Raw genomic sequence first — 26307 nt, forward strand, 5'->3', positions numbered from 1 at the left:
TCATAACCAGGAAGGTAGCGTGGGCTTTGCCCACGAATAACGATTGCTTGAAACATAAAAAGATCGTCTGAAACTGTATTTTTCAGTTTCAGACGACCTTTGGTTTCAGAAAAGCATAGGGCGATACGGTATCACTATGCTTTAAACTTCAAGCCTTAACGCCAGTAGCGCCACCAAGGCATATCGTTCGGCTGCCATTGGTGTTGCAGAAACGGGCTTTGCGGGAAGTTGGTTTCCAAGACGCGGCGGGTGTCGGCGGCGAGTTGGGGTTTGTCCAGTTTTTTGTAAGCCAGCTCCATCATAGCGAGCGATTCTTCGACGTAGCGGGTATTTTGGTAACGCTCGACGATTTTTTGGGCGCGGTTGACTGCGGCGAGGTAGGCGCCGCGTTTCATGTAGTAGCGGGCAACGGAGATTTCGTTACCGCCCAAAGCGTCCACCAGTTTTGCCATGCGCTCGGTGGCGTCGGCGGCGTATTTGCTCTCCGGATAGCGTTGTACCAATTCGGCAAACGCTTGGTATGCGCTGCGGTTGGCTTTAGGGTCGCGGTCGGACCAGTCTTGGGAGGCGAGTTTGTTGAGGAAGGATTGGTCTTCGTTGAACAAAACCAAGCCTTTGAGGTAAAGCGCGTAATCCATATTCGGATGTTGCGGGTGATGGCGCTGGAAGCGGTCGATGGCGGCGAGGGCTTTTTCAGGCTCGTCGTCTTTGTAATAGGCGTATGCGGTATCCAGTTGCGCCTGTTGCGCGTAGCGGCCGTTGGGGAAGCGGGATTCTAAAATTTCGTATAACTTGATGGCTCGCGTATAATTGCTGCTGTTCAACTCGTCATGCGCTTCGGCATAGAGTTTTTCCACGTTCCAATCTTGTGTGATTTGCGCGTCTTTATCGACCGTACCTTTATTGCTTGCACAGGCACCCAGTGCCAGACTTAACGAAACTACTAAAAGAATTTTTTTCATGCAGAATACTTCCTTTGATAATGAAGCCGATTATAGCGACGATTTAGACTTTACGTCAGCCCCCGAAGCAGAAAGTTGTGTTAATTTGACTGTTCCGCTGGAGCTTGCGGGCGGGCGGCTGGATGCTTTGTTGGCAAAGCTCATGCCTGATTATTCGCGCAGCCGCCTGACATCGTGGATTAAAGAAGGCGCGGTCATTGTAAACGATAAGCCCGCCCAACCCAAAGACAAAATGATAGGCGGAGAATCCATCAGCGTAACGGTACGTCCGAGCGAAGAGAATCTCGCGTTCAAACCCGAAGCGATGGATTTGGATATTGTGTACGAAGACGATACCGTCATCGTCGTCAACAAACCCGCCGGACTGGTCGTCCACCCCGCCGCAGGCAACTGGACGGGGACGCTGCTCAACGGTTTATTGGCGCATTGTCCCGAATTGAGCCAGATTCCGCGCGCGGGCATCGTCCACAGGCTAGACAAAGAAACCAGCGGCCTGATGGTGGTCGCCAAAACCCTGCCCGCACAAAATTCCCTCGTGCAACAGCTTCAAGAGCGCACGGTCAAACGCATCTACCGCGCCGTCGCCAACGGCATCGTTCCCTTTGACGGCAAAATCGAAACCCAAATCGGACGCGATCCGCACAACCGCCTGAAAATGGCGGTCGTCAAATTCGGCGGCAAACCTGCCGTGACACATGTCAAAGTGTTGGAACGCTATCTTGCCCACAGCTACATCGAATGCTCGCTCGAAACAGGCAGGACGCACCAAATCCGCGTCCATATGCGCGAAGCCAACCACCCGCTTGCCGCCGACCCTGTTTACGGCAACCTGCGTCATCCGTGCAGCGAACCGGTAAAAGAAGCCGTTAAAAGTCTGGGCGCGCGTCAGGCTTTGCACGCCTACCGCTTAAGTTTCGTCCATCCGAAAACCGGCGAAACCGTCTCTTTTGAAGCCCCGATTCCCGACGATATTTACCACCTGCTCTCCGTCCTGCGCCTCGAAGCAGGCTTGGATTCGTCTTTGAGCAACGAAGAAGAATGGCAGGACAAACTCGGCACGGATGACGACGATGATTGGAACGAAGACGACTACGATGTCGAAGTGGTTTATGTGAGGGATTAAGATGTCTTCTTCAGATTTGGTAAATCTTGCACAAATGGACGGCGAAATGCAGTGGCTGGCGGGTTACGGCAATTTGACATCTGAAAAAACATATCGACTTCCCACTAAAGCTGCCATCGTTTACATGATTGCGCTGCCCGTATGGTTGGGTACGCGGAACATGGAAGATATGGAGATTCTGAACATAGGCTCCGGTGTCTTCATGCTGTCATATCTTTTGATAATGATTTTGTCCTTCCCGTATGTGTCTCTATCATCCAAAAAAAGAGCATTGGAAAAATTACAGGATAAGTTTTGGAGATACGACCCTGTCAAACGAGTCCTGACGCATTGGGAAGGCAGCGAAATCGTTATGGAATATCTTCTTTCTGAAAATGACCACTTATCGGCAATTAGATGGAGAGGCGATCTCTATGGAGAATTTTTTACGCTGGAATATCGCCGTCCATATCCCGCACCATACGTTCGAATTTTGACTTTTATTCATAGCAAACCGTCAGACAAAGAAGATTTCGCGGCTGCCGCACAAAATATTGCCAAGCAGATGAATCTGCCTTTAGATGAAAACGGTTTGTACAACTAGTCTGATCGAATGTTCAAATAGCTTTCACGCAGTAGATGAAAAGGTCGTCTGAAAAAGTATAGTGGATTAACTATAAACCAGTACGGCGTTGCCTCGCCTTGCCGTACTATCTGTACTGTCTGCGGCTTCGTCGCCTTGTCCTGATTTAAATTTAATCCACTATACAATGTGGCTTGTCGAGACTGATAGACGCATTCTTTTCAAACCTTTCCTTACTCAGATAAAACATGAAAACCATCACAGAAACCCTAAACCTCGCCCCGCAAGGCAAAAATTTCCTGACAGCCGACTGGCCTGCGCCCGCCAACGTGAAAACCCTGATTACCACCCGCAACGGCGGCGTGAGCCAAGGCGTGTATCAAAGTTTGAACCTCGGTTCGCACGTCGGCGATGATCCTGATGCCGTGCGCCGCAATCGTGAAATTGTGCAGGAACAGGTCGGGCTGCCCGTTGCCTACCTCAATCAAATCCATAGCACCATCGTCGTCAATGCCGCCGACGCATTGGGCAACACGCCCGATGCAGACGCTTCGGTGGACAACACAGGCAAAGCCGCCTGCGCCGCAATGACTGCCGACTGCCTGCCTGTCTTGTTCTGCGATAAAGCCGGTACGGTCGTCGCTGCCGCACATGCAGGCTGGCGCGGTTTGGCGGGCGGCGTATTGCAAAACACCATAGCCGCGATGAATGTCGCGCCCGTCGAAATCATGGCATATCTCGGCCCTGCCATCGGCGCGGACGCATTCGAAGTCGGACAAGACGTGTTCGACGCATTTTGTACGCCCATGCCCGAAGCTGAGGACGCATTCGAAGACATCGGCGGCGGTAAATATCTTGCCGACATCTACGCACTGGCGCGTTTGGTTCTGCGCCGCGAAGGGGTGGACATGATCTACGGCGGCACACACTGCACCGTCTTGGAGCGCGACACTTTCTTCTCTTACCGCCGTGACGGACAAACCGGCCGCATGGTCAGCCTGATTTGGTTGGCGGAATAATGCGCGGTAAACCGTGTATCCGATATTTGACTGAAAAAAGCCGTTGTTAAGCGTATCGGTTCCAATATCGTTAAGGTCGTCTGAAAATATCGGTTTCCTCAATTTCAGGAACGGTTTTCAGACGACCTTTGTTCGTTGTATCCTTTAGATAAATCAGGCGGTATTTGTCATTGCATATGACGCTATTGAGGCCGTCTGAAAACAAGGAAACCGTATATTTGATTTGAAAGAAAGGATAATTAATATGGATACCCAGTCCATACAAAATCAATTCAACGCCGTATCCGCACAATACGACGGTCAACGCCGCGCCCTGATACCCTGCTTTGACCTGTTTTACCAAACCGCCGCCGACTTGGCCGCAGGTGTGCCTAATGTGCGCCGCGTACTTGATTTGGGTGCGGGTACGGGTTTGATGAGTGCATTTGTACACGCACGTTGTCCTGATGCCGAATATACTTTGGTCGATATTTCCATGCAGATGCTTGCTCAAGCCCGGCAGCGTTTCCAAGGCCTGCCGAATTTCCGTTATATGGCGCAGGATTTGGCGCGGTTGGACGAAGCTGCAGGCCTGCCGGAGGGTGATTTCGACCTGATTGTGTCCGGTTTGGCCATCCATCATTTGGAAAACGGGCAGAAACAATCGCTGTTTCATCAAGTTGCCCGCCTACTTGCGCCAAACGGCCGCTTTATCAACGCCGACCAGGTGTTGGGCGAAACCGCAGCCTCCGAACGCACCTATACCGAAGCATGGCGGCATCATGTTATGCATAACATCGCGCTGACCGAAGCCGAGAAAAATGCCGCATTCGAACGCATCAAACTCGACCGCATGGCTACGTTATCCGACCAGTTCCAATGGCTGCGCGACGCCGGGCTTCAGGCCGATTTGTATTTCCAACATTATAATTTTGTTGTTTTCGCCGCTGTCAAACCGTCAGAATGTGGGAGATAATCCGATGAACGATGCCCTTATCCAAACTTTCGCCCTGACCTTCGGCTTTCCCTACACTTAAACGCGGCAAGAATTGCCGCCGTTGGAAGGCGGGCGGCATCTGCATTTGGGCGCGTTGGACGGGTTTTACCGCCATATGGACGGTATGTGGCAGGGAAAAAATCCTAGTGTTGATTATTGGCTAGAAATGGAAACCCAGTTTTTGCAATGGCTGACTTATGCAAGGCTGCCGGATATTTGGAACGATTGGGCTTTTGGTTGGGACATCAGAGCTAAACAATATTTGCCGATAGAAGGCTGGCGCGAAGAATGGGCGGTGTTTGGCGTAATGTTTGACGATTCGATTCTTTTTGCCGATACCGTCGCACCCGACAGCCCTGTTTATTGGCTGATGACCGGTTACGGCACGGTGGAAAACCGCCGCCTTATCGCGCCGTCTGTGGCTGCGTTGATGCAAACTTTATTGGCTATTTCTGATTTTGAACAAAAATGGCAGGCGGAGGGCAGGGCGGTTTATGATGAAGAAGGCTGTTGTACGGCTGCAGAATTAAGTGCGGCATTGCACGATTTGCTGTACCGAGAACTGTCGCTCGAATGTGCGGCGGGATTTGAAGAAGCGTTTTGGGGATGATGTCGGTTTGAGGTCGTCTGAAAGCAGGGCGGATGATTTTCAGACGACCTTTTCGGAATGACAGACTACGTTCCCGACGATTTACAGATTTTGTTGGCGGATTCGGGCTTTTACGGAGAAAAAGAAGGCGAATACACGCCTGCGGGTAAAACGTTGGCAGAAGTTTTAAGTCGGAAGCCTGATTAATTCGTTGCTTGCAACCAAGTCAAAACGGAACTAAGGAGATACAAAAAATGAAGATTACTTCGCTGGATCATTTGGTTTTAACCGTTGCCGATATTTCCCGCAGCATTGATTTTTATACCCGTATTTTGGGTATGGAAGAAATCACGTTTGGCGAGGGGCGCAAGGCTTTGTTGTTTGGCAGGCAGAAAATCAATCTGCACATGCGCGGGGCGGAAGCTGTGCCTCATGCTGAAAATGCTGCCTGCGGTACGGCGGATTTGTGTTTGTTGACGGAGACGCCGTTGGAGCAGGTTTTGGAAGAATTGGCTTCGCACGGTGTGGAAGCCATCAGCGGGATTGTTCCGCGCACGGGAGCGGTCGGCGCGATACGGTCGGTTTATTTGCGCGACCCTGACGGCAATCTTTTGGAAATCAGCCGTTACGAATAGGTCGTCTGAAATCCCGTTTTCTGCAAAAAAGGCTGCATCATGAACACCGTTTCTATCCAAAACCTTTCCCACCGCTACGGCAAGACCCTTGCGCTTGACGATGTGTCGCTGGACATTCCGAAAGGCGCGACGGTCGGTTTGATCGGGCCGGACGGGGTGGGCAAATCGACGCTGCTCTCGTTGATGGCGGGGGTGAAGGTGATTCAGGACGGACGGGTGGAAGTGTTGGGCGGCGATATGGCGGACAAGGACGTGCGGCGGGATTTGTCGCACCGCATCGCCTTTATGCCGCAGGGTTTGGGGCGCAACCTGTATCCTACCTTGTCGGTGTATGAGAATATCGATTTCCACGCGCGGCTGTTTGGTTTGGACGGGCAGGAACGCACGCGGCAGATTGCGCGGCTGATGGAGGCGACCCGCCTTGCGCCGTTTTCCGGCAGGGCGGCTGGCAAGCTCTCGGGCGGGATGAAGCAGAAGCTGAGTTTGTGCTGCGCGCTGGTGCACAGTCCGGATTTGCTGATTCTGGACGAACCGACCACGGGTGTGGACCCTTTGTCGCGCCGCCAGTTTTGGGCGTTGGTGGACGATTTGCGGCGGGAACACGCGGGCATGACCGTGATTGTGGCGACCGCCTATATTGAAGAGGCGCAGCGTTTCGAGCGGCTGCTGGCGATGGACGCGGGCAGGCTGCTGGAAAACAAGCCTACTGCCGACGTGCTGGCGGACTACGGCACCGACGTATTAGAAGAGGCCTACGTCAAAATGCTGCCGCCGGAAAAACAGCAAGGTTCGGGCGGTTTGGACATTACGCCGTTCGTCCCCGATCCCGATGCGCCGCCCGCGATGGAAGCGCACGGGCTGACCAAGCGTTTCGGCGATTTCACTGCTGTGGACCATGTCAGCTTTACCATTCAAAAAGGCGAGATTTTCGGCTTTCTCGGCAGCAACGGCTGCGGCAAGTCCACCACCATGAAAATGCTGACCGGCCTGCTGGAAGCGACCGAAGGCGACGCCACGCTGTTGGGCAAGCCGATAGACGCGGGCGGCTTGGACACCAAAATGCGCGTCGGCTATATGTCGCAGGCGTTTTCGCTGTATGAGGAACTGAGCGTGCGCCGCAATCTGGATTTGCACGCCAGACTTTACCAGATGGGCGCTAAAGGCGCGGCGGCGGTGGAGGAAGCCCTGCAACAGTTTGATTTGGCAGACGTTGCCGACACCGCGCCTGCATCGCTGCCGCTGGGTATCCGCCAACGCCTGCAACTGGCCGCCGCCTGTCTGCACCATCCCGAAGTGTTGATTTTGGACGAACCGACTTCGGGGGTCGATCCCGCTGCGCGCGATATGTTCTGGCGGCATCTTCTGAAACTCTCCCGCGAAGACAAAATCACCATTTTCGTTTCCACCCACTTTATGAACGAAGCCGCCCGCTGCGACCGCATTTCCTTTATGCACAAAGGCCGCGTGTTGGCGGTGGGCACGCCCGCCGAACTGGCGGCAAGGCAGAATGCGCCGGATTTGGAAGAAGCGTTTGTGCAGTATCTGATTGAAGCGGAAGGCGGGGAAGGTGGGGAAAGGTCGTCCCGTCAGGAGGCTGCGCACTCTGAAAGTGATCAGCGCGAGTTTCGCCAAAATACAGACGGCGTGCGTGAACAAGGTTCGCACACCCTACCGGCGGAAACTCTGACCGTAGGGTGTGTGGCGCAAGCCACGCACGCGGAAGGGGAATCGGACGACAGGCATTCTGAATTTTCAGACGACCTTCAAGGAAAAGATACAGGGTCGTCTGAAACCCAAAACGGCGTGCGTGAACAAAGTTCACACACCCTACCTGTGAACAATAAAGCGGAATTGTCCGAACCGACCGTAGGGTGTGTGGCGCAAGCCACGCACGCGGAAGTGGAATCGGATGACGGGCATTCGGAGTTTTCAGACGACCCTGAAAAACACCATCCGAGGCCGTCTGAAAATCCGTCGGCAACGCCCGACACCCAAAACTTCAAATACCGTTTCTCCATGATTTGGACCTTTGCCCGCCGCGAAGCCAAAGAGCTTTTGCGCGACAAAATCCGCCTGTTTTTCGCCGTGTTCGGCCCGCTGATTATCATGGCGTCGGTATCGTGGGGGATTTCGTTTGACGTGCGGAATCTGAAATTCGCCGTTTACGACCGCGACCAAACTGCCGCCAGCCGCGAGCTGGTTGAGTATTTCGACGGTTCGCGCTACTTCCTCCAACAGCCGCCGATACGGTCCGAAGCCGAAATCGACACCGTGCTCAAAAGCTCCGGCGCCATATTGGTCATCGATATTCCGAGCGGTTTCGGGCGCGATTTGGCGCGCGGGCTCAAACCCGAAGTTGGGTTTTATGTGGACGGTTCCATGCCGTTTAACGCCACCAATATCCGCGGCTACATCGGCAGCCTGATCACCGCCTACACCAAAGACCGCATCGCCGAAAGCGGGCTGCCCGTTTCGCTCAAAGCCCCCGCCGGCATCGAACCGCGCTTTATGTACAATCAGGATTTCGACAGCATCAACGCCATCGCCCCGGGCGTGATGATGCTGGTGTTGATGATGATACCCGCCATGATGTCGGCGGTCGGCGTGGTGCGCGAACGCGAAATCGGTTCCATCGCCAATTTCTACGCATCGCCCGCCGCCGTGGCGCAATATCTGATCGGCAAACAGCTTCCCTATATCGCCGTCGGCATGGTCAATTTCGCCGCCATGATGCTGATGATTATTTACCTGTTCGGCGTACCGCTCAAAGGCTCGTTTGCCGGACTCGCCGTCGGCACGCTCTTGATGGTGTCCGCCAGCACCGCGCTGGGGCTTTTGATTTCCTGCTTCGTGCGCTCCCAGCTCGCCGCCATCTTCGCCACCGCCATCATCACTATGATCCCCGCGCAAACCTATTCCGGCTTTCTCTACCCGCTGTCCACCATGGAAGGCGGCGCGCTGGTTATCGGCAAAACCTTCCCGTCGTCGTGGTACTACACCGTCAGCGTCGGCAGCTTCACCAAAGGGCTGCACACCGCCGACCTGCTGCATGAATACGCCGCCATCGCCGCCTTTGCCGCCACCAGCCTGATTCTGGCGTGCGTGTTGTTGAAGAAACAGGAGAAGTGAGAGGTCGTCTGAAAACTCAGCAGGCGGGTATTGATGCCTGATTTATTCCTTAAATATAGTGGGTTAAGTTTAAATCAGGACAAGGCAACGAAGCCGCAGACAGTGCAAGTAGCACGACAAGGCGAGGTAACGCAGTACTGGTTTAAACTTAGCCCACTATAAAGGAAGAAACGCCATGAACCGAACAATCCTGTTTGACGGACTGGCCGAACGCTACGGCGCGGCGGCGGAATATCCGTGGGTGAAATCTCCCGACTTTGCCGTGTTCCGTCACACGGGCAACCGCAAATGGTTCTGCCTGTATATGCCCGTACCGTCTGAAAAACTCGGCATGGGCGAGGGCGGTCTGACGGAAATTGTCAACGTCAAATGCCGCCCCGAACACATCGGCGCATGGCGCGCGACGGTAGGCATCCTGCCCGCCTACCACATGAACAAAGAACACTGGTTGAGTATCGTATTGGCGCAAACGCCCGCAGAAAACGTGTGGCGGCTGATAGACGACAGCTTCGTGCTGACACGCTAGGATTGATTAACTCCACACATCAAACGAAAGGAAAAACATGAAAACCATAGGCATCATCGGCGGCATGAGTCCCGAAAGCACCGTGCTTTACTACCAAATCATCAACCGCGAGACCAACCGCCGCTTGGGCGGCAACCGCAGCGCCAAAATCCTGCTCGACAGCGTGGATTTTGAAGAAATCGTCCGTTTGCAGAAAAGCGGCGATTGGGCGGCGGCAGGAAACGTGTTGGCGCAAAGCGCGCGGAAGCTGGAAGCGGGCGGCGCGGATTTTTTGCTGCTCGCCACCAACACCATGCACAAAGTCGCCCCCGCCATCGAACAGGCGGCCGGCATCCCCTTGCTGCACGTCGTCGATGCCACCGCCGCCGCCATCAAACGGCAGGGCTTGTCCGCCGTCGGCCTGCTCGGCACGCGCTTTACCATGAGCGACGGTTTTTATACGGAGCGCATGAGTTCGCAGGGTGTGCAAACCATAACTCCGACCGCCGCCGAACAAGACGAAATCCACCGCATTATTTTTGACGAACTGTGTCTGAACCGCATCCGCCCCGAATCCGCCCGCTACTTTTACGACGTGATAGGTCGTCTGAAAAAGGAAGGCGCGCAGGGCGTGATACTTGGCTGCACTGAAATCTGCCTGCTCGTAAACGAAACCGACAGCCCGCTGCCCGTGTTCGACAGCACCGCCATCCATGCGCTTGCGGCGGTAGATGCGGCGCTGGCGGAATAAGTGGGACTGCTGATTAAACTGCTACGGAGTGGGTTTTCCATTTCGTATCAGTTTATCCGTAGTCCCACCCATGATGCGGCAAACGCCAAATTTCAGGATATAGATGTTATCCGCTTATGAAGAGTAAACTTTGTGAATAATTTTGACGGTTTTTCCGTTGAGGTTAAATTCCGTATTGGTATGAGCGCCTGAAGCGCAATCCAAACTTTGGTATTCCATATTGATATGATTGAGATTTTTACGGCGCAGTTTGAAGGACCATTCAAAGGTTTCGGGTTGTGCGTTTTCCGTGTTGCCGCAGTCCATTTTTTCTTTACCGTTCAGAGTCAGGTTTTTACGCGGCAGGGTGGAAGGAACGGTTTTAGGGTAGGGCGCTTCGCCGTTGTAACCTTGCTTCATAAAGGCGGAGTAGGCTTGTTGCAGCGAACCGGTATAACGGCATTCGTAGCGGGTTATGATGGCATCGAGTTCGGGGTTGCCCGTGGATTTCGGGCTTTCATGGCAGGACAGATTGCCGGCAAAGGCGGTAGGGGAAGCGAGAAGCAGGCAGAGCAGTAAAGGTTTGACGGACATCATAGTTCCTTAGATTGGATTGATGAAATAGGTCGTCTGAAATCAAAGCTGATCCCAAATGACCTTATTTGAAAAACATAATTATACATCGTCGGTCTGACTAAACGAGTCGGATTGACCAATCGGCATGGTAGCCGATTCCATATGCGTTGTCTTTATCCGCTGCGTTTCGACGGATTTTTTAGGAAAAAACAGACTCTATTGTGTGTACACAGCGAACCTGCTGTCGGACTTTTAATGGGAAAACCGAGGCTGTAAAGCTGAAAAACAGCCGGACAATTTTTCAGACGACCTTTGAGAAGGCAAGCTACCAACAGGAATCCCCATGCGTACCCTGAAAAACATTCTGACCCTGATGCTCAAAGAGTTCCGCAGCGTGCTGACTGATCCGGTGCTGATGGTGCTGATTGCGTACATCTTCACCGCCACGATTTATCAGATGTCGCAGGTCGGCGCGGATTTGAAAAACGCCACCGTCGGCATCATCGACCAAGACCGTTCGGTTTTGTCCATGCGCATCCGCGATGCCGTGCAGCATCCGTTTTTCAAACCGGTAGAGGACGTGCGGCGCGAGGATTCGGACGAATTGATGGACAAGGGCGAATTCACCTTTATTTTGGAAGTGCCGCCCAATTTTCAGCGCGACATGGCGGCGGGGCGCAATCCTGATTTGCAGCTTTTGGTTGATGCGACGTCGATGACGCAGGCGGGGGTGGGCGCGTCTTATCTTTCGCAAATTATCAACCGCGAAATTTACGAATTCACCGGCGTGACGCGACCGGAGTTAATCAGCCCCGTCATTAACACTTATTACAATCCCAACGGCGAGAGCGCGTGGTTCATGCCGACTTCGCAAATCGGCTCGATGTCATGTATGTTGCTGATTTTATTGACGGGGGCGGCGGTTATCCGCGAACGCGAACGCGGCACAATCGAGCATTTGCTGGTGATGCCGGTCAATGCGTTCGAACTGATGATGGGCAAAGTGCTGGCAAATGCCGCCGTGATTTGGGTGGCGGCGTTGTCGTCGCTGTGGTTTATCGTGCATTTGAGCATAGGCGTGCCGCTCATCGGCTCGGTGCCGCTTTATGCGGTAGGGCTGGCGTTGTTCCTGTTTTCGGTGGCGTCGCTGGGCATCATGATTGCCACGTTCGCATCGACGATGGGGCAGTTTGGTATGCTGATGCTGCCGGTGTATATCGTGATGAACTTGTTTGCCGGCGGCGCATCCCCGCGCAGCAACATGCCGCACGCGGCGCAACTGATCAGCGAATATTGGCCGCTGACGCAGTTTGTGAAATTCTCGCAAGACATCCTGTTCCGCGGCGCGGGGATTGAAATCGTGTGGGGACATATGCTGATCATGGGCTGTATCGGCGTAGGATTCTTGTGGCTGGCATTGTTGCGGTTTCAAGGGATGTTGGAACGGCAGGGTTGAGGTTGACCCGCCAAGTATTGCTAAAAAGCAAACCTGACGGTTTGCTGCCCTCTCCCTAGCCCTCTCCCACGGGGAGAGGGGAGTGAGGATGCTGAAACCCAACCGTGTTTGGGATTTCCAGCCAATTTTGTCCCCTCTCCCCGTGGGAGAGGGTTAGGGAGAGGGCGGTAAGCCGCAGGCTTACATTCAGGTTTCGCAAAAAATCTTCTGAAAGGTCGCTCCAACAGGAGAACGCACATTCTGAAGCCGTTGCGGCAAATTTTATAGTGGATTAACTTTAAAACAGTACGGCGTTACCTCGCCTTGCCGTACTATCTGTACTGTCTGCGGCTTCGTCGCCTTGTCCTGATTTAAATTTAATCCACTATATTTATGTGTAAGATAAACAAAAGGTCGTCTGAAAACGTTTTATCCTGTTTTCAGACGACCTTTTTACTTCCTTAACACTTTACCTGACGCGCTTTACCTGCCCGACTGTGTCCACACGTTTTGCAGGTAGGCGTAGGTCAGCTCGGCGGTGCCGGACACCAGCGCGATGTCGCTGCCCAAGTCTTCGGCTTTGCCCACGCCGATGGGCAAGGCGCCTGAGGCTTTGATGGCGGCGACGCCGGCGGCGGCGTCTTCAATGCCGATGCAGCGGCGGATGTCCGCGCCCACGCCTTCGGCGGCAGCGAGGAAGATGTCGGGGGCGGGTTTGGAATGCGCGACGGCGGCAGGGTCGGCGACGGCGTCGAAGAAGTGGGTCAGCCCCATGCGTTCCAGCAGGAACGGGCCGTTTTTACTGGCGGACGCAAGGGCGATTTTTTTGCCGTTTGCCCTCAATGCTTCCAGCAGCGGCAAAATGCCGGGGTACACGTCTTCGGGTTTGACTGCCTGAATCATCTCGACGTAGTTGTCGTTTTTGCGGCGGGTCAGTTCGGCGAACTCGGCTTCGCCGACGGTTTTGCCGCCGTGCGCGAGGATGCGTTTGAGCGAATCGTCGCGCGACACGCCTTTGAGCTGCTCGTTAAACTTGCGGTCGATGCTGATGCCCAGTTCTTCGGCGAGCTTTTTCCATGCGCGGTAGTGGTATTCGGCGGTGTCGGTGATGACGCCGTCGAGGTCAAAGAGCACTGCGGTGAAAGTCATTTTGCATCCTCCTTATTTGTTTAACGCGGCGGTGTGGCTGCCGTTGAGCGTGATGTCTTTGCCGTACACCTGCAAATCGAGCGGTTCGCCTTTGAGCAGGGTGAAGACGACGTTTTCTTTGCCGACGGCGACTTTAATCAGACGTCCGCGGTAGTTGATGTGGAAGGCGTAGCCTGTCCACGCACTCGGCAGGAACGGGGCGAAGCTGAGTTTGCCGCCCCAGGTTTTCATTTGGGCGAAACCTTGAACAATGGCGAGCCACGAGCCGGTCATGGAGGTGATGTGCAGGCCGTCTTCGGTGTCGTTGTTGTAGTTGTCCAAGTCCAGTCGGGCGGTGCGCTGGTACATTTCCACGGCTTTTTCTTCTTTGCCCAGTTCGGCGGCAAGGATGGCGTGGATACACGGTGACAACGAACTTTCATGCACGGTCATCGGTTCGTAGAAGTCGAAGTTGCGGCGTTTTTCGTCGATATTGAAACGGTCGCCGAAGAAGTAGATGCCTTGCAATACGTCCGCCTGTTTGATGAAGGGCGAACGCAGGATTTTGTCCCACGACCATTTCTGGTTGAGCGGCAAATCGTCGGGCGAAAGCGCGGACACGGGGCGGATGTCTTTGTCGAGGAAGCCGTCGTGCTGCACGAATACGCCGAGTTCTCCGTCATGCGGACGGTACATATTCGCGCTGATGTCCGCCCATTTTTCCAACTCGGCGGCACTCACGTTCAAATCCGGACGCGGGTATTTCGCCAAGGCTTCGCGGGTGTAGTCCAATACCCATGCGGCGAGGGTGTTGGTGTACCAGTTGTTGTTGATGTTGTTTTCGTATTCGTTCGGGCCGGTTACGCCGTGAATCATGTATTTGCCGTTGCGTTTGGAGAAGTGGACGCGGTCCGCCCAGAAGCGGGACACTTCGACCAAGACTTCCAAGCCTTCTTTGGCAAGATAGCTTTCGTCGCCGGTGTAGTTGGTGTAGTTGTAGATGGCGTAAGGAATCGCGCCGTTGCGGTGGATTTCCTCGAAGGTGATTTCCCATTCGTTGTGGCACTCGATGCCCGTAAACGTTACCATCGGATAGAGTGCGCCCGCCAAGCCCTGTTCGCGCGCGTTGTGCTGCGCCTGCGGCAGTTGGTTGCGGCGGTATTGCAGCAGGTTGCGGGTAACTTCCGGTTCCGCCAGTGCGAGGTAGAGCGGCACGGCGTAGGCTTCGGTGTCCCAATAGGTCGCGCCGCCGTATTTTTCGCCGGTAAAGCCTTTCGGGCCGATGTTCAGGCGCGCGTCTTCGCCGTAGTAGGTGGAGAACAGTTGGAACAGGTTGAAGCGGATGCCTTGTTGCGCTTCGTCGCTGCCTTCAATAACCACGTCGGCGATTTCCCAACGGTGCAGCCAGCCTGCTTTGTGCGCGTCCAGCAAGGTTTCAAACGCAACGCCTGCAATTTTTTCCGACAAGGCGCGGCCTGCGGCTTTCACCGCTTCCAAGCCCTGATAATCGCGGCTGGTGGTAACAATCACGCGTTTTTCGAAGGTTTCGGGCGTGCCGCCGACTTCGGCTTCGAAAGAATTGGAGACCTGCCAGTCGGTTTGGCTGCCGCCGAGGGCTTTGAAGCTGCCGGCGAAGGTTTGCTCGGCGTTGACGATAAATTGTTCCACGCCGAAGGGATTGGCGACGGTTTGGGTGGCAATGTAGGAGCGGTCGTCTGAAACGCCTTTGTCCAATACCTGCCAGAATTTTTCTTCGTAGTTGGAGTCTTCGTTTTTCACGTCGGCGTCGATGATGGAATCGATGCGGACTTGGTGGGTTTTGCCGTCAACAGATACGGCTTCCCAGCGGATAAGAGCCAGCTCTTTTTGCGCGACGGACAGGAATTTGCACACATCGAAACGCACGCCGAATATGGTGAACGAGCGGCGCAACACGCCGTGCTGCATATCGAGTTCGACGGAGAAGCCGGCAACGTCGTTTTTCGCCAAATCCACTTCCTGCCCGTCGACAAAGATTTTGACTTTGCTGAAATTGAGCGCGTTGATGGCTTTGCCGAAATATTTGGGATAGCCGTTTTTCCACCAGCCGACGCGGGTTTTGTCGGGGAACCACACGCCGGCGATGTAGGTGCCCAAGTGGCTGTCGGCAGAGTAGGTTTCCTCAAAGCTGCCGCGCATACCCATATAGCCGTTGCCCAAGCTGGTCAGGCTCTCTTGCAGCCGTTTGTGTTCTTTTTCCAGTTTTGCCGAACGCAGCGTCCAAGGGCTGACTTCCATGATTCTTGTATACATCGTAAAGCTCCTGTTTTGATGGTTTTATGGCAAACCGTTTTGAAATACGGTTCGTCTTATTTAAATCAAATAAAGCGTCGGCAGAAGTTTCAGACGACCCTCCTGCCGATAAATGAAGAAAATTATGCGCCGCCGTGTGTCTCTTTAATCAGGAACACGGAAAACGCGCCCAGCAGCAGGGCGACGCCCCCTACCAAGAACATATTGGCCTGCAACTCGCCCAGCATCGGGAACAATTTGACGGTCGACAGCGAAGCGACGATTTGGGGCATACAGATGGAGCCGTTGAACAAGCCCAAGTAAGTGCCCATGTGTTTGCCCGACAAGGCGTTGGTCACAATCGTCAGCGGATAAGTGATGATGCCCGCCCAAGCGATGCCGATTAAGGTGTAAGACAACACCAGCGCGTATTGATTACTGATGTAGCAAACGGAGAAAAAGCCGAGCGCGCCCAAAGCCAGGCAGCTGAAATAACCCGCCTTATGGTATCGGTTGGGGATTTTCGCCAATACAAACGAACAAATCACCGCCGCAACCGACTGCACTGCCGCCAATACACCATACCAGTTGCCCGCTTCCTGATAGCCTACGGAAGACGCATTGGTCGCGTGCCAGACGTTTTCCGCGATCGCGCCTGTGGAATAAATCCACATATATTGGAAGGCGAACCAGCAGAAAAACTGCACCAGAGTGACCGTCCAAAACGCCTTAGGCGCGGTTTTCAAGAGTTCGAACCAGTTGGCTTTTTCCTGATTCGCCGCCACGTCGATGCCGTGGTAGCGGGCGTAGGTCTCCGGATCGTATTCCTTCACTTTGAAAATCGTGAACGCGCTGGTAATCACCAGCAACGCTGCGCCCACATAAAACGCCACGACCACGGTCTGCGGCACGACGCCTTTCTCGGCAGTATTCGCCAAACCGATATACGCAAACACAAACGGCAGAATCGCCGCCAAAACCGCGCCCGTATTCGCCAAGAAGCTCTGAATCCCGTAGGCGTAGCTTTTTTGCTCCTCATTGACCATGTCGCCGACCATCATTTTAAACGGCTGCATCGCCATATTCGACGACACGTCCAACAGCGCAATCATCAGCGCGCCGAACGACAAAGCCGCCAGCGACGCATAACCGAAACCGAAGCTGCCCGAGTTCGGCATCAGAATCATCACGATGACCGCAATCAGCGTGCCGTAAAGCAGATACGGCAGACGGCGGCCGCCCAAGCGCGGCTTCCAAGTGCGGTCGGAGTAATAACCGACAATCGGCTGCACCAGCATCCCTGCCAACGGCGGCAGGATAAAGAACCAGCCGAGGCTGTGCGGGTCGGCGCCGAGCGTCTGGAAGATGCGGCTCATCTGCGAGCTTTGCAGGGTAAAAGCCGTCTGAACGCCGAGAAAACCGAAACTGAGCATCCAAATCGTGCTTTTCGGCAGCGAGGGCAAGCCCTGCCGCGTGGGTTGCGTATTGTCCGACATGAGGTAGTCCTTTCGTTTTTTTGTAATAAAACCGGTTTCGGTAAACATCATCGAGCGATGGATACCGATAAAAAGGGGCGTGTTGTGACAGCGCATGATGTTGAGTCGCGCGGGTCAAGGGTCGTCTGAAAATGAAGACAGAAGACGGTTTCAGACGACCTGGTGTCCACATCACACTAAGCTATTTTTTAATCAACAGTTCGGGCAATTCAGCCCCATCGGTGCAATTTCGGTAACGCAGGCAGCGGCTAAACCATAATCATCGTTATGATGAAGTCGGTTTGGGAGAGGACATCGGGCTGCGAAGCGGCAAGAAATTGTTTAAGGAATTCAATTAAAGAGGAGGCGTCCTCACTTGGATAACAGTCGGATAAAACCATTTTCCGCGCTTGTCACGGATAGAAAGCGTAGCGTTCAAACATTTGTTTTCAGACGGTTTTGAGTAACGTGTCATCAGTAAAAACGCGCAGGGGATGTTGTCGGAAGAGTAGGGTGGGCGCGATTTGCTGAGGGATGGTATTGTTGTTGTGAAGCATCTGGTATAGATAAGCGGGGTCATTATGTTTTAAAACATACATGCTGGCAAGTGGCTATCAGTACCATAGTTGACTATCCGCAAAGTTTGAGTCGAGAAGCAAAGAAACGGCTTGTAAGCTGTTTACTGATTCGTCCTATTTTCCGTAGGACATATCGGGAAGGCGGCAGAGAGTTTGGGGTAAGGTATGCAGGTCGTCTGAAAACGGTTCATCCTGTTTTCAGACGACCTTTTTTGACAATGTGATACACTGTCATTCTGACGACATAAATTATAGTGGATTAACTTTAAATCAGGACAAGGCGACGAAGCCGCAGACAGTACAGATAGTACGGAACCGATTCACTTGGTGCTTCAGCACCTTAGAGAATCGTTCTCTTTGAGCTAAGGCGAGGCAACGCCGTACTGGTTTAAAGTTAATCCACTATATCGATGCAAAGCCAAACGCTTCAGGAATACAAATTGAACATCCTCATTACTTCTCCCCGAGCGCCCGTTGCGCTGGAATGGGCGCGCTTCGCCAAACGCGGCGGACATCAGGTTGTGTTTTGCGACAGCCTGCATTTTCCGGTCGGTATTTTTGCCGGATTGGGCGGGTACCGCCGCATTCCCGCGCCGCGTTTGGATTTCGCCGGCTATGCGCGTGCTATGACGGAATTGGTGGCGCAGGCGGATTGTGTGATTCCGACCTGTGAAGATATTTTTTATTTGGCGAGGCTGGATTTGCCGGAATCGGAGCGCGCCAAATGTTGGATGCCCGATCATGAAACGCTGTTCACCCTGCATGACAAATTCCGTTTTTTCGAACGGATGCCGCAGGATACGACGGTGCGTTTTCCGGCTACGCGCCGAATTACATCGGTCGGTGAGGTCGGATACGACAGCGTAAAGAAAACGGTATTGAAGCCCGTTTATTCGCGTTTCGGGCGTTCCGTAATACGCGGCGTAACGGAAGGTCGTCTGAAAAACATCCATATCAGTGCGGATTATCCTTGGGTGCAGCAGGATTTCATTACGGGGCAGGGGGTGTGTAATTATGTGATTTGCGAACACGGCAGCGTGTTGGCGCATGCCGCCTACCGCCCGCGCTACCTGCTCAACGATTCGGCATCAACCTATTTCGAGCCACTTTCCGACCCGCGTTTGGACGAATTTGTGACGAAATTTGCCGAGCAAAACGCGTTTCACGGACAGGCGGCTTTTGACTTTATCGATGACGGAAACGATTTGTGGCTGTTGGAATGCAACCCCCGCGCGACCAGCGGTCTGCATCTTTTACGCGAGGATTTGATATTTGACGGAGCAGGGCGCTTGCAGCAACGGGAACACAACGCGCCATCCAAACCTTTACGGGTCGGCGCGACCTTGCCGCTGCTTTTCGGTTATCGGGCTTGGAAAGAGGGAAAATGGACGGCGCTTTGGCAGGACTTCCGCCGAGCCGATGATGTGATTGCCGATTTGCCTTTCTATGCGCAATGGCTGGCATTGGGCGAGATGATGTGGCGCAGTATCCGGCATCATAAGCCTTTAACCAGCGCCAGCACTTTCGATATTGAGTTTGACGGCGATGAAAACTGATCTGTCCCACGAATTTGCGGCATTGTTCCGAGACATTCCGCTGCAACGCCTGTTTGCCAATATGAATGCCCGCGCCGAGGTTTTGAATATCGACGGTTTGGATATTCCCTGCACCGTCATCGACCGGATCACACCTAATTGCTATACCGCGTCGCCGCATTCGGCAATCGTGGATTATGCGAGGGACGAGTTGGTCAAACTGCCCGGTGGACAGCGTATGCTTGCGGCCGGTTTGTTGTCGGCGTTAAGCGGCATTCTGCGGCTGAATCAGATCGACCGTATGGTGACGCTGAACAATTATTGCCTCTCTACCAATAGCTTCTCTGAGGCTTTTCAGACGACCCCAATATCGAAGCTGACCCAAGCCGCCGTCGCAAAATGGCCGAAACATGCTTTGTCCGTCCGTTCGCTGAATCCGCGCCAACATAAGGATTTGATTGAACGGCTGGAACAGCTCGGTTGGAAAATGATTGTGACGCGGCAGGTTTACATTATGGACGATTGGCAGGCAGTCATGGCAAAAACCAATACCAAACGCGACCGCAAGATATTTAATGACGGACGTTATGTTTTTGAGCGCTTGAGTGCCGACAGCCCTGATGCGGATTTTGAAGCGGCGGTGCATTGGTACAACCGCCTGTATCTGAACAAATATTCCAAGCAAAACGTACAATTTACCGTTGAATTTATGCGCGAAGCTGTATCGCGCGATATCTTGAATTTATTTCTACTGCGTGACAGCAAAACCGATGAAAGTGCTGGAGTATCAGGCGTGGTCATCGACAGCAATACCGCTACTTCGCCCATCGTCGGCTACGATGATGCCAAGCCGCAAAGTGATGCCTTATACCGCCGCTGCATGATGCGTTCCATGCAAACCTGTATCGAAGCGGATGTCCCTTTAAATTTCAGTTCCGGTGCGCCCGATTTCAAAAGGGTACGCGGCGCAGTACCTGAAATCGAATATATGGCGGTCTATACGTCCCATCTCCGACCTGCGCGCCGGCTTATTTGGAAGCTGTTACACGCATTGAGCCAAGGGTATTACAAAAAAATCCTGATTAAATACAAACTGTAAACATATAGTGGATTAACTAAATCAGGACAAGGTGACGAAGCCGCAGACAGTACAGATAGTACGGAACCGATCCACTTGGTGCTTCAGCACCTTAGAAAATCGTTCTCTTTGAGCTAAGGCGAGGTAACGCCATCCTGGTTTAGTTAATCCACTATAAATATTGAACTTAAAACACGGAGTACATCATGAAAAAAACGTTTTTACTCATCTGCCTTGCCGCCACTGCGGCCGCATCCGCCGAAACGATATCGTTGGAAGTATCGGGCAATCCGGCATTCCGTCAATATTCCGCAAATGCAAAGGTAGAGCCTGCGTTCAAATCCATACAAAACGAATGCGGTGATTTTGCCGTTGCACCTGTTTCGCTTTCCCCGAAAAAGGACGCCAAATATTTCGTCGCAGTCTGCACAATGGGCGGCAGCGCATCGACAGAATTCCAAATCCTCTCCAGCGGACGCGGCAAATCAAAGGTCTTGTTGGAAGACGGAGGCTATGGAATCAATATCTTGCCGCAACAACATAACGGCTTGCGCGATATCGCCGTTACAGAAGGCAATGCAAGATATTGCACCGAAACGCGTTACCGCTTTAATGGAAAAGCTTACCGCCCCTATAAACGTAAGAGCTGCCTAGGTTAATCCATGCTGTAAGTTTCAAAAGAGGTGTATCAACATAAAAAAGTTGATTTGCCATCACAATCAAATAAAACGACACAAACCATGAATATAGAAAAAATGAAACGCGCTTGGTATCCGTTGATACCGAGCAAGCAGCTGAAAGACAAACCCGTTCATCGCGAATTGTTGGGACAGCAGCTGGTGTTGGTACGGCTGAACGGACAGGCAGCCTGTATGGATGATTGCTGTCCGCATCGGCATGTGCCGCTGAGTGCGGGCAAAATCGTTTCGGGCAAACTCCAATGTTGTTATCACGGCTGGGAGTTTGACGCGCAAGGCAAAGTTTTGACTGTTGTCGGCGGGATGTGTGCTTGTGAAGAAGCTGAGAGTGTTCCTACGTTTCCATGCCGAGAGTACGACGATTGGGTGTGGGTTTGTCTGGTTTCTGATATTCCTTTTGAACCGTATGCCGATTTTGAAGCACCGGAAGGTTTTGAAACCGCCAACGCCGTCCGATATATGGAAGGCGATTTCATCCACGCCATCGAAAACTTCCTCGACCCGACCCATACGCGCTATATCCATGCCAAACTGCTGCGCAACAACGGCAAACAAAGCATGCAGATCAGCCAGAGCCACCATGAACGCGGTTTCGTGACGCATTATCGTCTCAATCAACAGCAAAACGGATTGATTAACAAGCTGTTCGACAAAGGCATTACCGTTAACGATGCGGCATTCACTTTCCCGGGTTTGGTGCGTATCGATTACTTCACACCGAACAGTCATGAATATCGGATTTCCGCCTTCTTTATCCCTCAAAGCAAGGGCAGTATGGGCTTAAATGTCCGAGTTCATTTCCCTAAAAGCCGCTTTCCTTTGCCCATCAAATTCCATCTGTTCCGCCCGTTTCTTGAACGTCTGATGGTTCAGGATTCCGCCATTATCAAAAGCCAATACCATCATCACAAAGAACATTATGCGAATAGGCCTTATTGCAGCACCACCAATGATTTGGTGATTGATCATTTGTTGCATCTCTTCTTGGAAAACATGCCGGAGGGCATAGACAAAACGGGAGAAATGAGTTTATAGAGAATGCGAAACCGGAGGAGAAGGGTGGTAGCCTGAGGGTCGTCTGAAAACAGTGTATAGTGGATTAACTTTAAACCAGTACGGCGTTGCCTCGCCTTGTCGTACTATCTGTACTGTCTGCGGCTTCGTCGCCTTGTCCTGATTTAAATTTAATCCACTATAAAACGGGTTTCAGACGACCCCTTCTATAAAAACTGTCAACAATTTTCATTAATATATTCTGAATACCTGAATATTTATTTTATAAAAATCAATACTCAATCTTTTCGGTATTCGGATAATGTTAAAAGATGAAAGATTTTGTCTTGATTGAACAGGCGGTTTGCGTTATCGTTTACATTCTTTCAATCATAAACTCTGTGTTTCATTCCAATTGATTGGACAGTCTGACTGTCGCCGTGTTCCTTCAATGCGCGTACCCTAAACCGCTGCTTGGAGGGCTTGCATTACAGGTGCTGTGGCGAGGCGGGTTGCCCCTATTGGTTTGAAGCCGTATAAAAGAGGTCATTATGCAATTATCAGGTGCACAAATCATAGTGCAAAGTCTCAAAGCCGAAGGTGTAGAGTACGTTTTCGGCTATCCGGGCGGCGCAGTCATCGAAATCTACGACGCTATTTTCCAACTCAATAAATTCAAGCACATCCTGACTCGACATGAGCAGGCGGCGGTACACGCGGCAGATGCGTATGCGCGCGTCAGCGGCAAAGTCGGCGTCGCGCTGGTTACTTCCGGTCCGGGCGTGACCAATGCGCTGACAGGCATCGCCACCGCATACAGCGATTCGATTCCGATGGTGGTCATCAGCGGACAGGTCGGCAATTCGCTCATCGGTACGGATGCGTTTCAAGAGGTGGATACGGTCGGCATTACCCGTCCGTGCGTCAAACACAATTTCTTGGTAACCAACGTCAACGAGCTTGCCGAGACCATTAAAAAGGCATTCCAAATCGCCGCCAGCGGCCGACCCGGCCCGGTCGTAGTCGATATTCCCAAAGATGTAACGCAGGCGATGGCGAAATTCAGCTATCCGCAGGAAGACATCTTTATCCGCTCTTACCAACCTGTCGTACAAGGCCATATCGGGCAGATTAAAAAAGCCATCCAAATGTTGGCTTCCGCCAAACGTCCGATCGTTTATTTCGGCGGCGGCGTGGTATTGGGCAATGCTTCGGAAGAGCTGACGAAGTTTGTCCGCATGACGGGCGCACCATGTACCGGCACACTGATGGGGCTGGGCGCGTACCCTTCAAGCGACCGCCAATTCTTGGGCATGCTGGGTATGCACGGCACTTACGAAGCCAACCTCGCCATGCAAAACGCAGATGTCGTGTTGGCAGTGGGTGCGCGTTTTGACGACCGTGTCGTCTCCGTTCCGTCCAAATTCTTTGAAAAAGCCAAAAAAGTCATTCACATTGATGTTGACCCGTCCAGCATCGCCAAACGCGTCAAAGTCGATATTCCGATTGTCGGCGACGTGAAAAACGTCTTGTCCGAAATGATTGCCTTGTGGGGCAAACAGGATGCGCCTGCCGCCGACTCTTTGGACAAATGGTGGAAAAACATCGAAGAATGGCGTTCGCGCAACTGCCTGTGGTTTGACAACGACAGCGAAATCATCAAACCGCAATATGTCGTGCAGAAACTTGCCGAAGTTACCGGCAATTCCGCCATCATCACTTCGGACGTGGGACAACACCAAATGTTCGCGGCGCAATATTATCCGTTCGAACGCCCGCGCCAATGGCTCAATTCCGGCGGCTTGGGTACGATGGGTGTAGGCCTGCCGTATGCGTTGGGCGCGAAACTCGCCGCTCCCGACCAAGACGTATTCTGTATTACGGGCGAAGGTTCGATTCAGATGAACATCCAGGAATTGTCCACCTGCTTCCAATACCATGTCCCGATTAACGTCGTTACCCTCAACAACGGCTACCTCGGCATGGTTCGCCAATGGCAGGAGCTGTATTACGGCAACCGTGAATCGGAAACCTATTTCGATTCCCTGCCCGATTTCGTCAAACTGGCGGAAGCATACGGACACATCGGCATCCGCGTGGACAAAAAATCCGATGTTGAAGGCGCGCTTTTGGAAGCGGTCAAACAAAAAGACCGTCTGGTATTTATCGACTTCTTGACCGATAAAAAACAAAACGTGCTGCCTATGGTCGGCAACGGCAAAGGTTTGGACGAAATGGTCCTGCCGCCGCATATGCGCGAAAACCCGAAAGCGTAAGGAGAACGACAATGCGACATATCTTATCTGTTCTGATGGAAAACGAATCAGGCGCGATGAGCCGCGTGGTCGGCCTCTTCTCCGCTCGCGACTACAACATCGACTCCTTGGCAGTAGCCCCGACCGAAGACAAAACCCTTTCGCGCATGACTATCGTTACCCACGGCGACGAGCAAGTCATCGAACAAATCACCAAGCAACTCAATAAATTGATTGAGGTTGTCAAAGTGGTCGATTTGAACGAAAGCCGTTTTGTCGAACGCGAATTGATGCTGGTAAAAGTCCGCGCCGTCGGCAAAGACCGCGACGAATTTTTACGCCTGACTGAAATCTACCGTGGCAGCATCATCGACGTAACTGATCGCAGCTACACCATCGAAATCACAGGCTCGACCGACAAACTCGACTCCTTCCTCGAAACCGTCGGACGCGCCCAGATTTTGGAAACCGTACGCACAGGCGCAGCCGGCATCGGCCGCGGCGAGCGTATTTTGAAAATTTAACGCCGTCAGGTTTTCAGACGACTCGATAGGTCGTCTGAAAACAGAAACGGCAGGAGAGATTGATGTCAAACATTAAAATCGTCGCGCTGGTTACCGTCAAACCCGAATACACGGAAACGCTGAAACCCTTGTTCCAAAGCCTGGTCAAAGCCAGCCGCGCGGAAGAAGGCAACATCAGCTACGATTTGCATCAGGAAATCGGCAAACCCGAACGTTTCGTCTTCGTCGAAAACTGGAAATCCCAAGCAGCCATCGACGCGCACAACGCCAGCGAACATTTCCAAGGTTTCGTTAAAGCCATCGACGGCAAAACCGACGTGCTCGAAATCGTTTTGATGGAAGAACTCTCCGTTTAACCCTTTACCCTCAATCCAACCGTCCGGCATCCTCAACATAAAGCCGGAATCCATTTTACCCAAAGGAAATCAAATGCAAGTTTATTACGATAAAGACGCCGACCTGTCCCTGATCAAAGGCAAAACCGTCGCCATCATCGGCTACGGCTCACAAGGCCACGCCCACGCCGCCAACCTGAAAGATTCAGGCGTAAACGTAGTAGTCGGCCTGCGCCAAGGCGGCTCTTGGAAAAAAGCAGAAGCAGCCGGCTTCGAAGTATTGTCCGTAGCCGATGCCACCAAAAAAGCAGACGTAGTGATGATTCTGCTGCCCGACGAAAACCAACCCGTCGTATACAAAAACGAAATCGAGCCTAACCTGAAACAAGGCGCGGTACTCGCTTTCGCGCACGGCTTCAACGTACACTACAACCAAATCGTACCGCGCGCCGACTTGGACGTGATTATGGTCGCCCCCAAAGGCCCCGGCCATACCGTACGCAGCGAATTCCTGAAAGGCGGCGGCGTACCTTCGCTGATCGCCGTTTACCAAGATAAAAGCGGCAAAGCGCGCGACATCGCCCTGTCTTACGCAGCAGCTAACGGCGGCACCAAAGGCGGCGTGATTGAAACCAACTTCCGCGAAGAAACCGAAACCGACCTCTTCGGCGAACAAGCCGTATTGTGCGGCGGCGTGGTCGAACTGATCAAAACCGGCTTCGAAACCCTGACCGAAGCAGGCTACGCGCCCGAAATGGCATACTTCGAATGCCTGCACGAAATGAAGCTTATCGTTGACCTGATTTACGAAGGCGGCATCGCCAACATGAACTACTCCATTTCCAACAATGCGGAGTACGGCGAATACGTTACCGGCGTGGAAGTCATCAACGACAAATCCCGCGAAGCCATGCGCAACGCCCTCAAACGCATCCAAACCGGTGAATACGCCAAAATGTTCATCCAAGAAGGTGCCGTCAACTACGCCAGCATGACCGCACGCCGCCGCCTGACTGCTGACCACCAAATCGAAAAAGTCGGTGCGCAATTGCGTTCCATGATGCCTTGGATTGCCAAAAACAAACTGGTCGACCTGGACAAAAACTAATCTGACTCGGTTTAGCCATAAGCAAACCTGCCCGACGATTCGGGCAGGTTTTTTGTTACGTTGAGATTTTGAGAAATCAAAAATCCAG

At 52.8% G+C, this 26307-nt stretch carries 24 protein-coding genes; 19 read left to right on the plus strand and 5 right to left on the minus strand.

Annotated features, from left to right (window positions below; all coding sequences use genetic code 11):
* Positions 1 to 155: 155 nt before the first annotated feature.
* Positions 156 to 962: an outer membrane protein assembly factor BamD gene (locus MON40_RS05115; protein WP_003755523.1), complete on the minus strand. Its 807-nt coding sequence runs from the start codon at positions 960 to 962 to the stop codon at positions 156 to 158.
* Here MON40_RS05115 and rluD point away from each other — a divergent pair.
* The 10 genes from rluD to MON40_RS05160 all read left to right on the plus strand — a co-directional run bounded on the left by rluD (position 961) and on the right by MON40_RS05160 (position 10251).
* The gene (gene rluD / locus MON40_RS05120) at positions 961 to 2085 is read left to right on the plus strand and encodes a 23S rRNA pseudouridine(1911/1915/1917) synthase RluD (RefSeq protein WP_003779326.1); all 1125 of its coding nucleotides are present in this window, start codon (positions 961 to 963) and stop codon (positions 2083 to 2085) included. The two genes, MON40_RS05115 and rluD, sit on opposite strands and share 2 nt — an antisense overlap.
* Before the next feature lies 1 nt (position 2086).
* Entirely contained in the window at positions 2087 to 2668 is a 582-nt protein-coding gene (locus tag MON40_RS05125; RefSeq protein WP_039863151.1) for a hypothetical protein, read from the plus strand.
* 227 nt (positions 2669 to 2895) lie between these two features.
* Positions 2896 to 3666 carry a peptidoglycan editing factor PgeF gene (pgeF, locus tag MON40_RS05130; protein WP_003779329.1) on the plus strand — a complete coding sequence of 257 codons (771 nt, stop codon included), beginning with the start codon at positions 2896 to 2898 and terminating at the stop codon, positions 3664 to 3666.
* Between the two features lie 244 nt (positions 3667 to 3910).
* Positions 3911 to 4621, plus strand: a complete 711-nt coding sequence (locus tag MON40_RS05135; RefSeq protein ID WP_003779331.1) for a class I SAM-dependent methyltransferase — start codon at positions 3911 to 3913, stop codon at positions 4619 to 4621.
* A 73-nt stretch (positions 4622 to 4694) separates the two neighbouring features.
* Positions 4695 to 5252: a hypothetical protein gene (locus MON40_RS05140; RefSeq protein WP_242926016.1), complete on the plus strand. Its 558-nt coding sequence runs from the start codon at positions 4695 to 4697 to the stop codon at positions 5250 to 5252.
* Positions 5253 to 5309: 57 nt separating this feature from the next.
* Positions 5310 to 5438 (plus strand): hypothetical protein, encoded by a 129-nt coding sequence (locus tag MON40_RS13365; RefSeq protein WP_003779336.1) that lies wholly within the window; start codon positions 5310 to 5312, stop codon positions 5436 to 5438.
* 47 nt (positions 5439 to 5485) lie between these two features.
* Positions 5486 to 5866, plus strand: coding sequence for a VOC family protein (locus MON40_RS05145; RefSeq protein WP_003779337.1), 381 nt, complete (start codon positions 5486 to 5488; stop codon positions 5864 to 5866).
* Between the two features lie 39 nt (positions 5867 to 5905).
* Positions 5906 to 8995 (plus strand): ABC transporter ATP-binding protein/permease, encoded by a 3090-nt coding sequence (locus MON40_RS05150; protein ID WP_003779338.1) that lies wholly within the window; start codon positions 5906 to 5908, stop codon positions 8993 to 8995.
* Positions 8996 to 9170: 175 nt separating this feature from the next.
* A complete protein-coding gene (locus MON40_RS05155; RefSeq protein WP_003779339.1) occupies positions 9171 to 9521 on the plus strand; it encodes an MmcQ/YjbR family DNA-binding protein in 351 nt (116 codons plus the stop codon).
* A gap of 37 nt (positions 9522 to 9558) precedes the next feature.
* Positions 9559 to 10251, plus strand: coding sequence for an aspartate/glutamate racemase family protein (locus tag MON40_RS05160; protein ID WP_003779340.1), 693 nt, complete (start codon positions 9559 to 9561; stop codon positions 10249 to 10251).
* Between the two features lie 114 nt (positions 10252 to 10365).
* On the opposite strand, the gene MON40_RS05165 is transcribed toward MON40_RS05160, so the two are convergent.
* Positions 10366 to 10824 carry a hypothetical protein gene (locus tag MON40_RS05165; RefSeq protein ID WP_003779341.1) on the minus strand — a complete coding sequence of 153 codons (459 nt, stop codon included), beginning with the start codon at positions 10822 to 10824 and terminating at the stop codon, positions 10366 to 10368.
* 325 nt (positions 10825 to 11149) lie between these two features.
* On the opposite strand from MON40_RS05165, the gene MON40_RS05170 reads away from it, so the two are divergent.
* Positions 11150 to 12262, plus strand: a complete 1113-nt coding sequence (locus MON40_RS05170; RefSeq protein ID WP_003779345.1) for an ABC transporter permease — start codon at positions 11150 to 11152, stop codon at positions 12260 to 12262.
* A gap of 462 nt (positions 12263 to 12724) precedes the next feature.
* Here the strand turns inward: MON40_RS05170 and pgmB are convergent, their stop codons facing one another.
* The 3 genes from pgmB to MON40_RS05185 all read right to left on the minus strand — a co-directional run bounded on the left by pgmB (position 12725) and on the right by MON40_RS05185 (position 17136).
* The gene (gene pgmB, locus MON40_RS05175; protein WP_003779347.1) at positions 12725 to 13390 is read right to left on the minus strand and encodes a beta-phosphoglucomutase; all 666 of its coding nucleotides are present in this window, start codon (positions 13388 to 13390) and stop codon (positions 12725 to 12727) included.
* 12 nt (positions 13391 to 13402) lie between these two features.
* On the minus strand, positions 13403 to 15661 hold the full coding sequence (locus tag MON40_RS05180) for a glycoside hydrolase family 65 protein (RefSeq protein WP_003779348.1): 2259 nt from the start codon (positions 15659 to 15661) through the stop codon (positions 13403 to 13405).
* Between the two features lie 122 nt (positions 15662 to 15783).
* Positions 15784 to 17136 carry an SLC45 family MFS transporter gene (locus tag MON40_RS05185; protein WP_039863152.1) on the minus strand — a complete coding sequence of 451 codons (1353 nt, stop codon included), beginning with the start codon at positions 17134 to 17136 and terminating at the stop codon, positions 15784 to 15786.
* A gap of 997 nt (positions 17137 to 18133) precedes the next feature.
* On the opposite strand from MON40_RS05185, the gene MON40_RS05190 reads away from it, so the two are divergent.
* The 8 genes from MON40_RS05190 (at position 18134) to ilvC (ending at position 26219) form a co-directional block, all read left to right on the plus strand.
* Positions 18134 to 19249, plus strand: coding sequence for an ATP-grasp domain-containing protein (locus tag MON40_RS05190; protein WP_242926017.1), 1116 nt, complete (start codon positions 18134 to 18136; stop codon positions 19247 to 19249).
* Positions 19239 to 20327 (plus strand): GNAT family N-acetyltransferase, encoded by a 1089-nt coding sequence (locus MON40_RS05195; protein ID WP_003779354.1) that lies wholly within the window; start codon positions 19239 to 19241, stop codon positions 20325 to 20327. Before MON40_RS05190 ends, MON40_RS05195 begins: the two co-directional genes overlap by 11 nt.
* A 185-nt stretch (positions 20328 to 20512) precedes the next feature.
* Positions 20513 to 20965, plus strand: coding sequence for a hypothetical protein (locus MON40_RS05200; RefSeq protein WP_003779356.1), 453 nt, complete (start codon positions 20513 to 20515; stop codon positions 20963 to 20965).
* An 81-nt stretch (positions 20966 to 21046) separates the two neighbouring features.
* Entirely contained in the window at positions 21047 to 22039 is a 993-nt protein-coding gene (locus MON40_RS05205) for a Rieske 2Fe-2S domain-containing protein (protein WP_039863155.1), read from the plus strand.
* Between the two features lie 509 nt (positions 22040 to 22548).
* A complete protein-coding gene (gene ilvB / locus MON40_RS05215; RefSeq protein WP_003779359.1) occupies positions 22549 to 24273 on the plus strand; it encodes a biosynthetic-type acetolactate synthase large subunit in 1725 nt (574 codons plus the stop codon).
* Positions 24274 to 24284: 11 nt separating this feature from the next.
* Positions 24285 to 24776 (plus strand): acetolactate synthase small subunit, encoded by a 492-nt coding sequence (ilvN, locus tag MON40_RS05220; protein ID WP_003766119.1) that lies wholly within the window; start codon positions 24285 to 24287, stop codon positions 24774 to 24776.
* A gap of 62 nt (positions 24777 to 24838) precedes the next feature.
* Complete coding sequence (locus MON40_RS05225) at positions 24839 to 25132, plus strand: putative quinol monooxygenase (RefSeq protein ID WP_003779360.1); 294 nt, start codon at positions 24839 to 24841, stop codon at positions 25130 to 25132.
* A gap of 73 nt (positions 25133 to 25205) precedes the next feature.
* On the plus strand, positions 25206 to 26219 hold the full coding sequence (gene ilvC / locus MON40_RS05230; protein WP_003755457.1) for a ketol-acid reductoisomerase: 1014 nt from the start codon (positions 25206 to 25208) through the stop codon (positions 26217 to 26219).
* Positions 26220 to 26307: the final 88 nt, after the last annotated feature.

Origin of the sequence: Neisseria macacae ATCC 33926 (genome assembly GCF_022749495.1) — a bacterium.
Lineage (GTDB): Bacteria > Pseudomonadota > Gammaproteobacteria > Burkholderiales > Neisseriaceae > Neisseria > Neisseria macacae.

Coding starts and splice junctions, on each gene's coding strand:
- rluD (WP_003779326.1), top strand. CDS start 961: ATGCAGAATACTTCCTTTGATAATGAAGCCGATTATAGCGACGATTTA.
- MON40_RS05115 (WP_003755523.1), bottom strand. CDS start 962: ATGAAAAAAATTCTTTTAGTAGTTTCGTTAAGTCTGGCACTGGGTGCC.
- MON40_RS05125 (WP_039863151.1), top strand. CDS start 2,087: ATGTCTTCTTCAGATTTGGTAAATCTTGCACAAATGGACGGCGAAATG.
- pgeF (WP_003779329.1), top strand. CDS start 2,896: ATGAAAACCATCACAGAAACCCTAAACCTCGCCCCGCAAGGCAAAAAT.
- MON40_RS05135 (WP_003779331.1), top strand. CDS start 3,911: ATGGATACCCAGTCCATACAAAATCAATTCAACGCCGTATCCGCACAA.
- MON40_RS13365 (WP_003779336.1), top strand. CDS start 5,310: ATGACAGACTACGTTCCCGACGATTTACAGATTTTGTTGGCGGATTCG.
- MON40_RS05145 (WP_003779337.1), top strand. CDS start 5,486: ATGAAGATTACTTCGCTGGATCATTTGGTTTTAACCGTTGCCGATATT.
- MON40_RS05150 (WP_003779338.1), top strand. CDS start 5,906: ATGAACACCGTTTCTATCCAAAACCTTTCCCACCGCTACGGCAAGACC.
- MON40_RS05155 (WP_003779339.1), top strand. CDS start 9,171: ATGAACCGAACAATCCTGTTTGACGGACTGGCCGAACGCTACGGCGCG.
- MON40_RS05160 (WP_003779340.1), top strand. CDS start 9,559: ATGAAAACCATAGGCATCATCGGCGGCATGAGTCCCGAAAGCACCGTG.
- MON40_RS05165 (WP_003779341.1), bottom strand. CDS start 10,824: ATGTCCGTCAAACCTTTACTGCTCTGCCTGCTTCTCGCTTCCCCTACC.
- MON40_RS05170 (WP_003779345.1), top strand. CDS start 11,150: ATGCGTACCCTGAAAAACATTCTGACCCTGATGCTCAAAGAGTTCCGC.
- pgmB (WP_003779347.1), bottom strand. CDS start 13,390: ATGACTTTCACCGCAGTGCTCTTTGACCTCGACGGCGTCATCACCGAC.
- MON40_RS05180 (WP_003779348.1), bottom strand. CDS start 15,661: ATGTATACAAGAATCATGGAAGTCAGCCCTTGGACGCTGCGTTCGGCA.
- MON40_RS05185 (WP_039863152.1), bottom strand. CDS start 17,136: ATGTCGGACAATACGCAACCCACGCGGCAGGGCTTGCCCTCGCTGCCG.
- MON40_RS05195 (WP_003779354.1), top strand. CDS start 19,239: ATGAAAACTGATCTGTCCCACGAATTTGCGGCATTGTTCCGAGACATT.
- MON40_RS05200 (WP_003779356.1), top strand. CDS start 20,513: ATGAAAAAAACGTTTTTACTCATCTGCCTTGCCGCCACTGCGGCCGCA.
- MON40_RS05205 (WP_039863155.1), top strand. CDS start 21,047: ATGAATATAGAAAAAATGAAACGCGCTTGGTATCCGTTGATACCGAGC.
- ilvB (WP_003779359.1), top strand. CDS start 22,549: ATGCAATTATCAGGTGCACAAATCATAGTGCAAAGTCTCAAAGCCGAA.
- ilvN (WP_003766119.1), top strand. CDS start 24,285: ATGCGACATATCTTATCTGTTCTGATGGAAAACGAATCAGGCGCGATG.
- MON40_RS05225 (WP_003779360.1), top strand. CDS start 24,839: ATGTCAAACATTAAAATCGTCGCGCTGGTTACCGTCAAACCCGAATAC.
- ilvC (WP_003755457.1), top strand. CDS start 25,206: ATGCAAGTTTATTACGATAAAGACGCCGACCTGTCCCTGATCAAAGGC.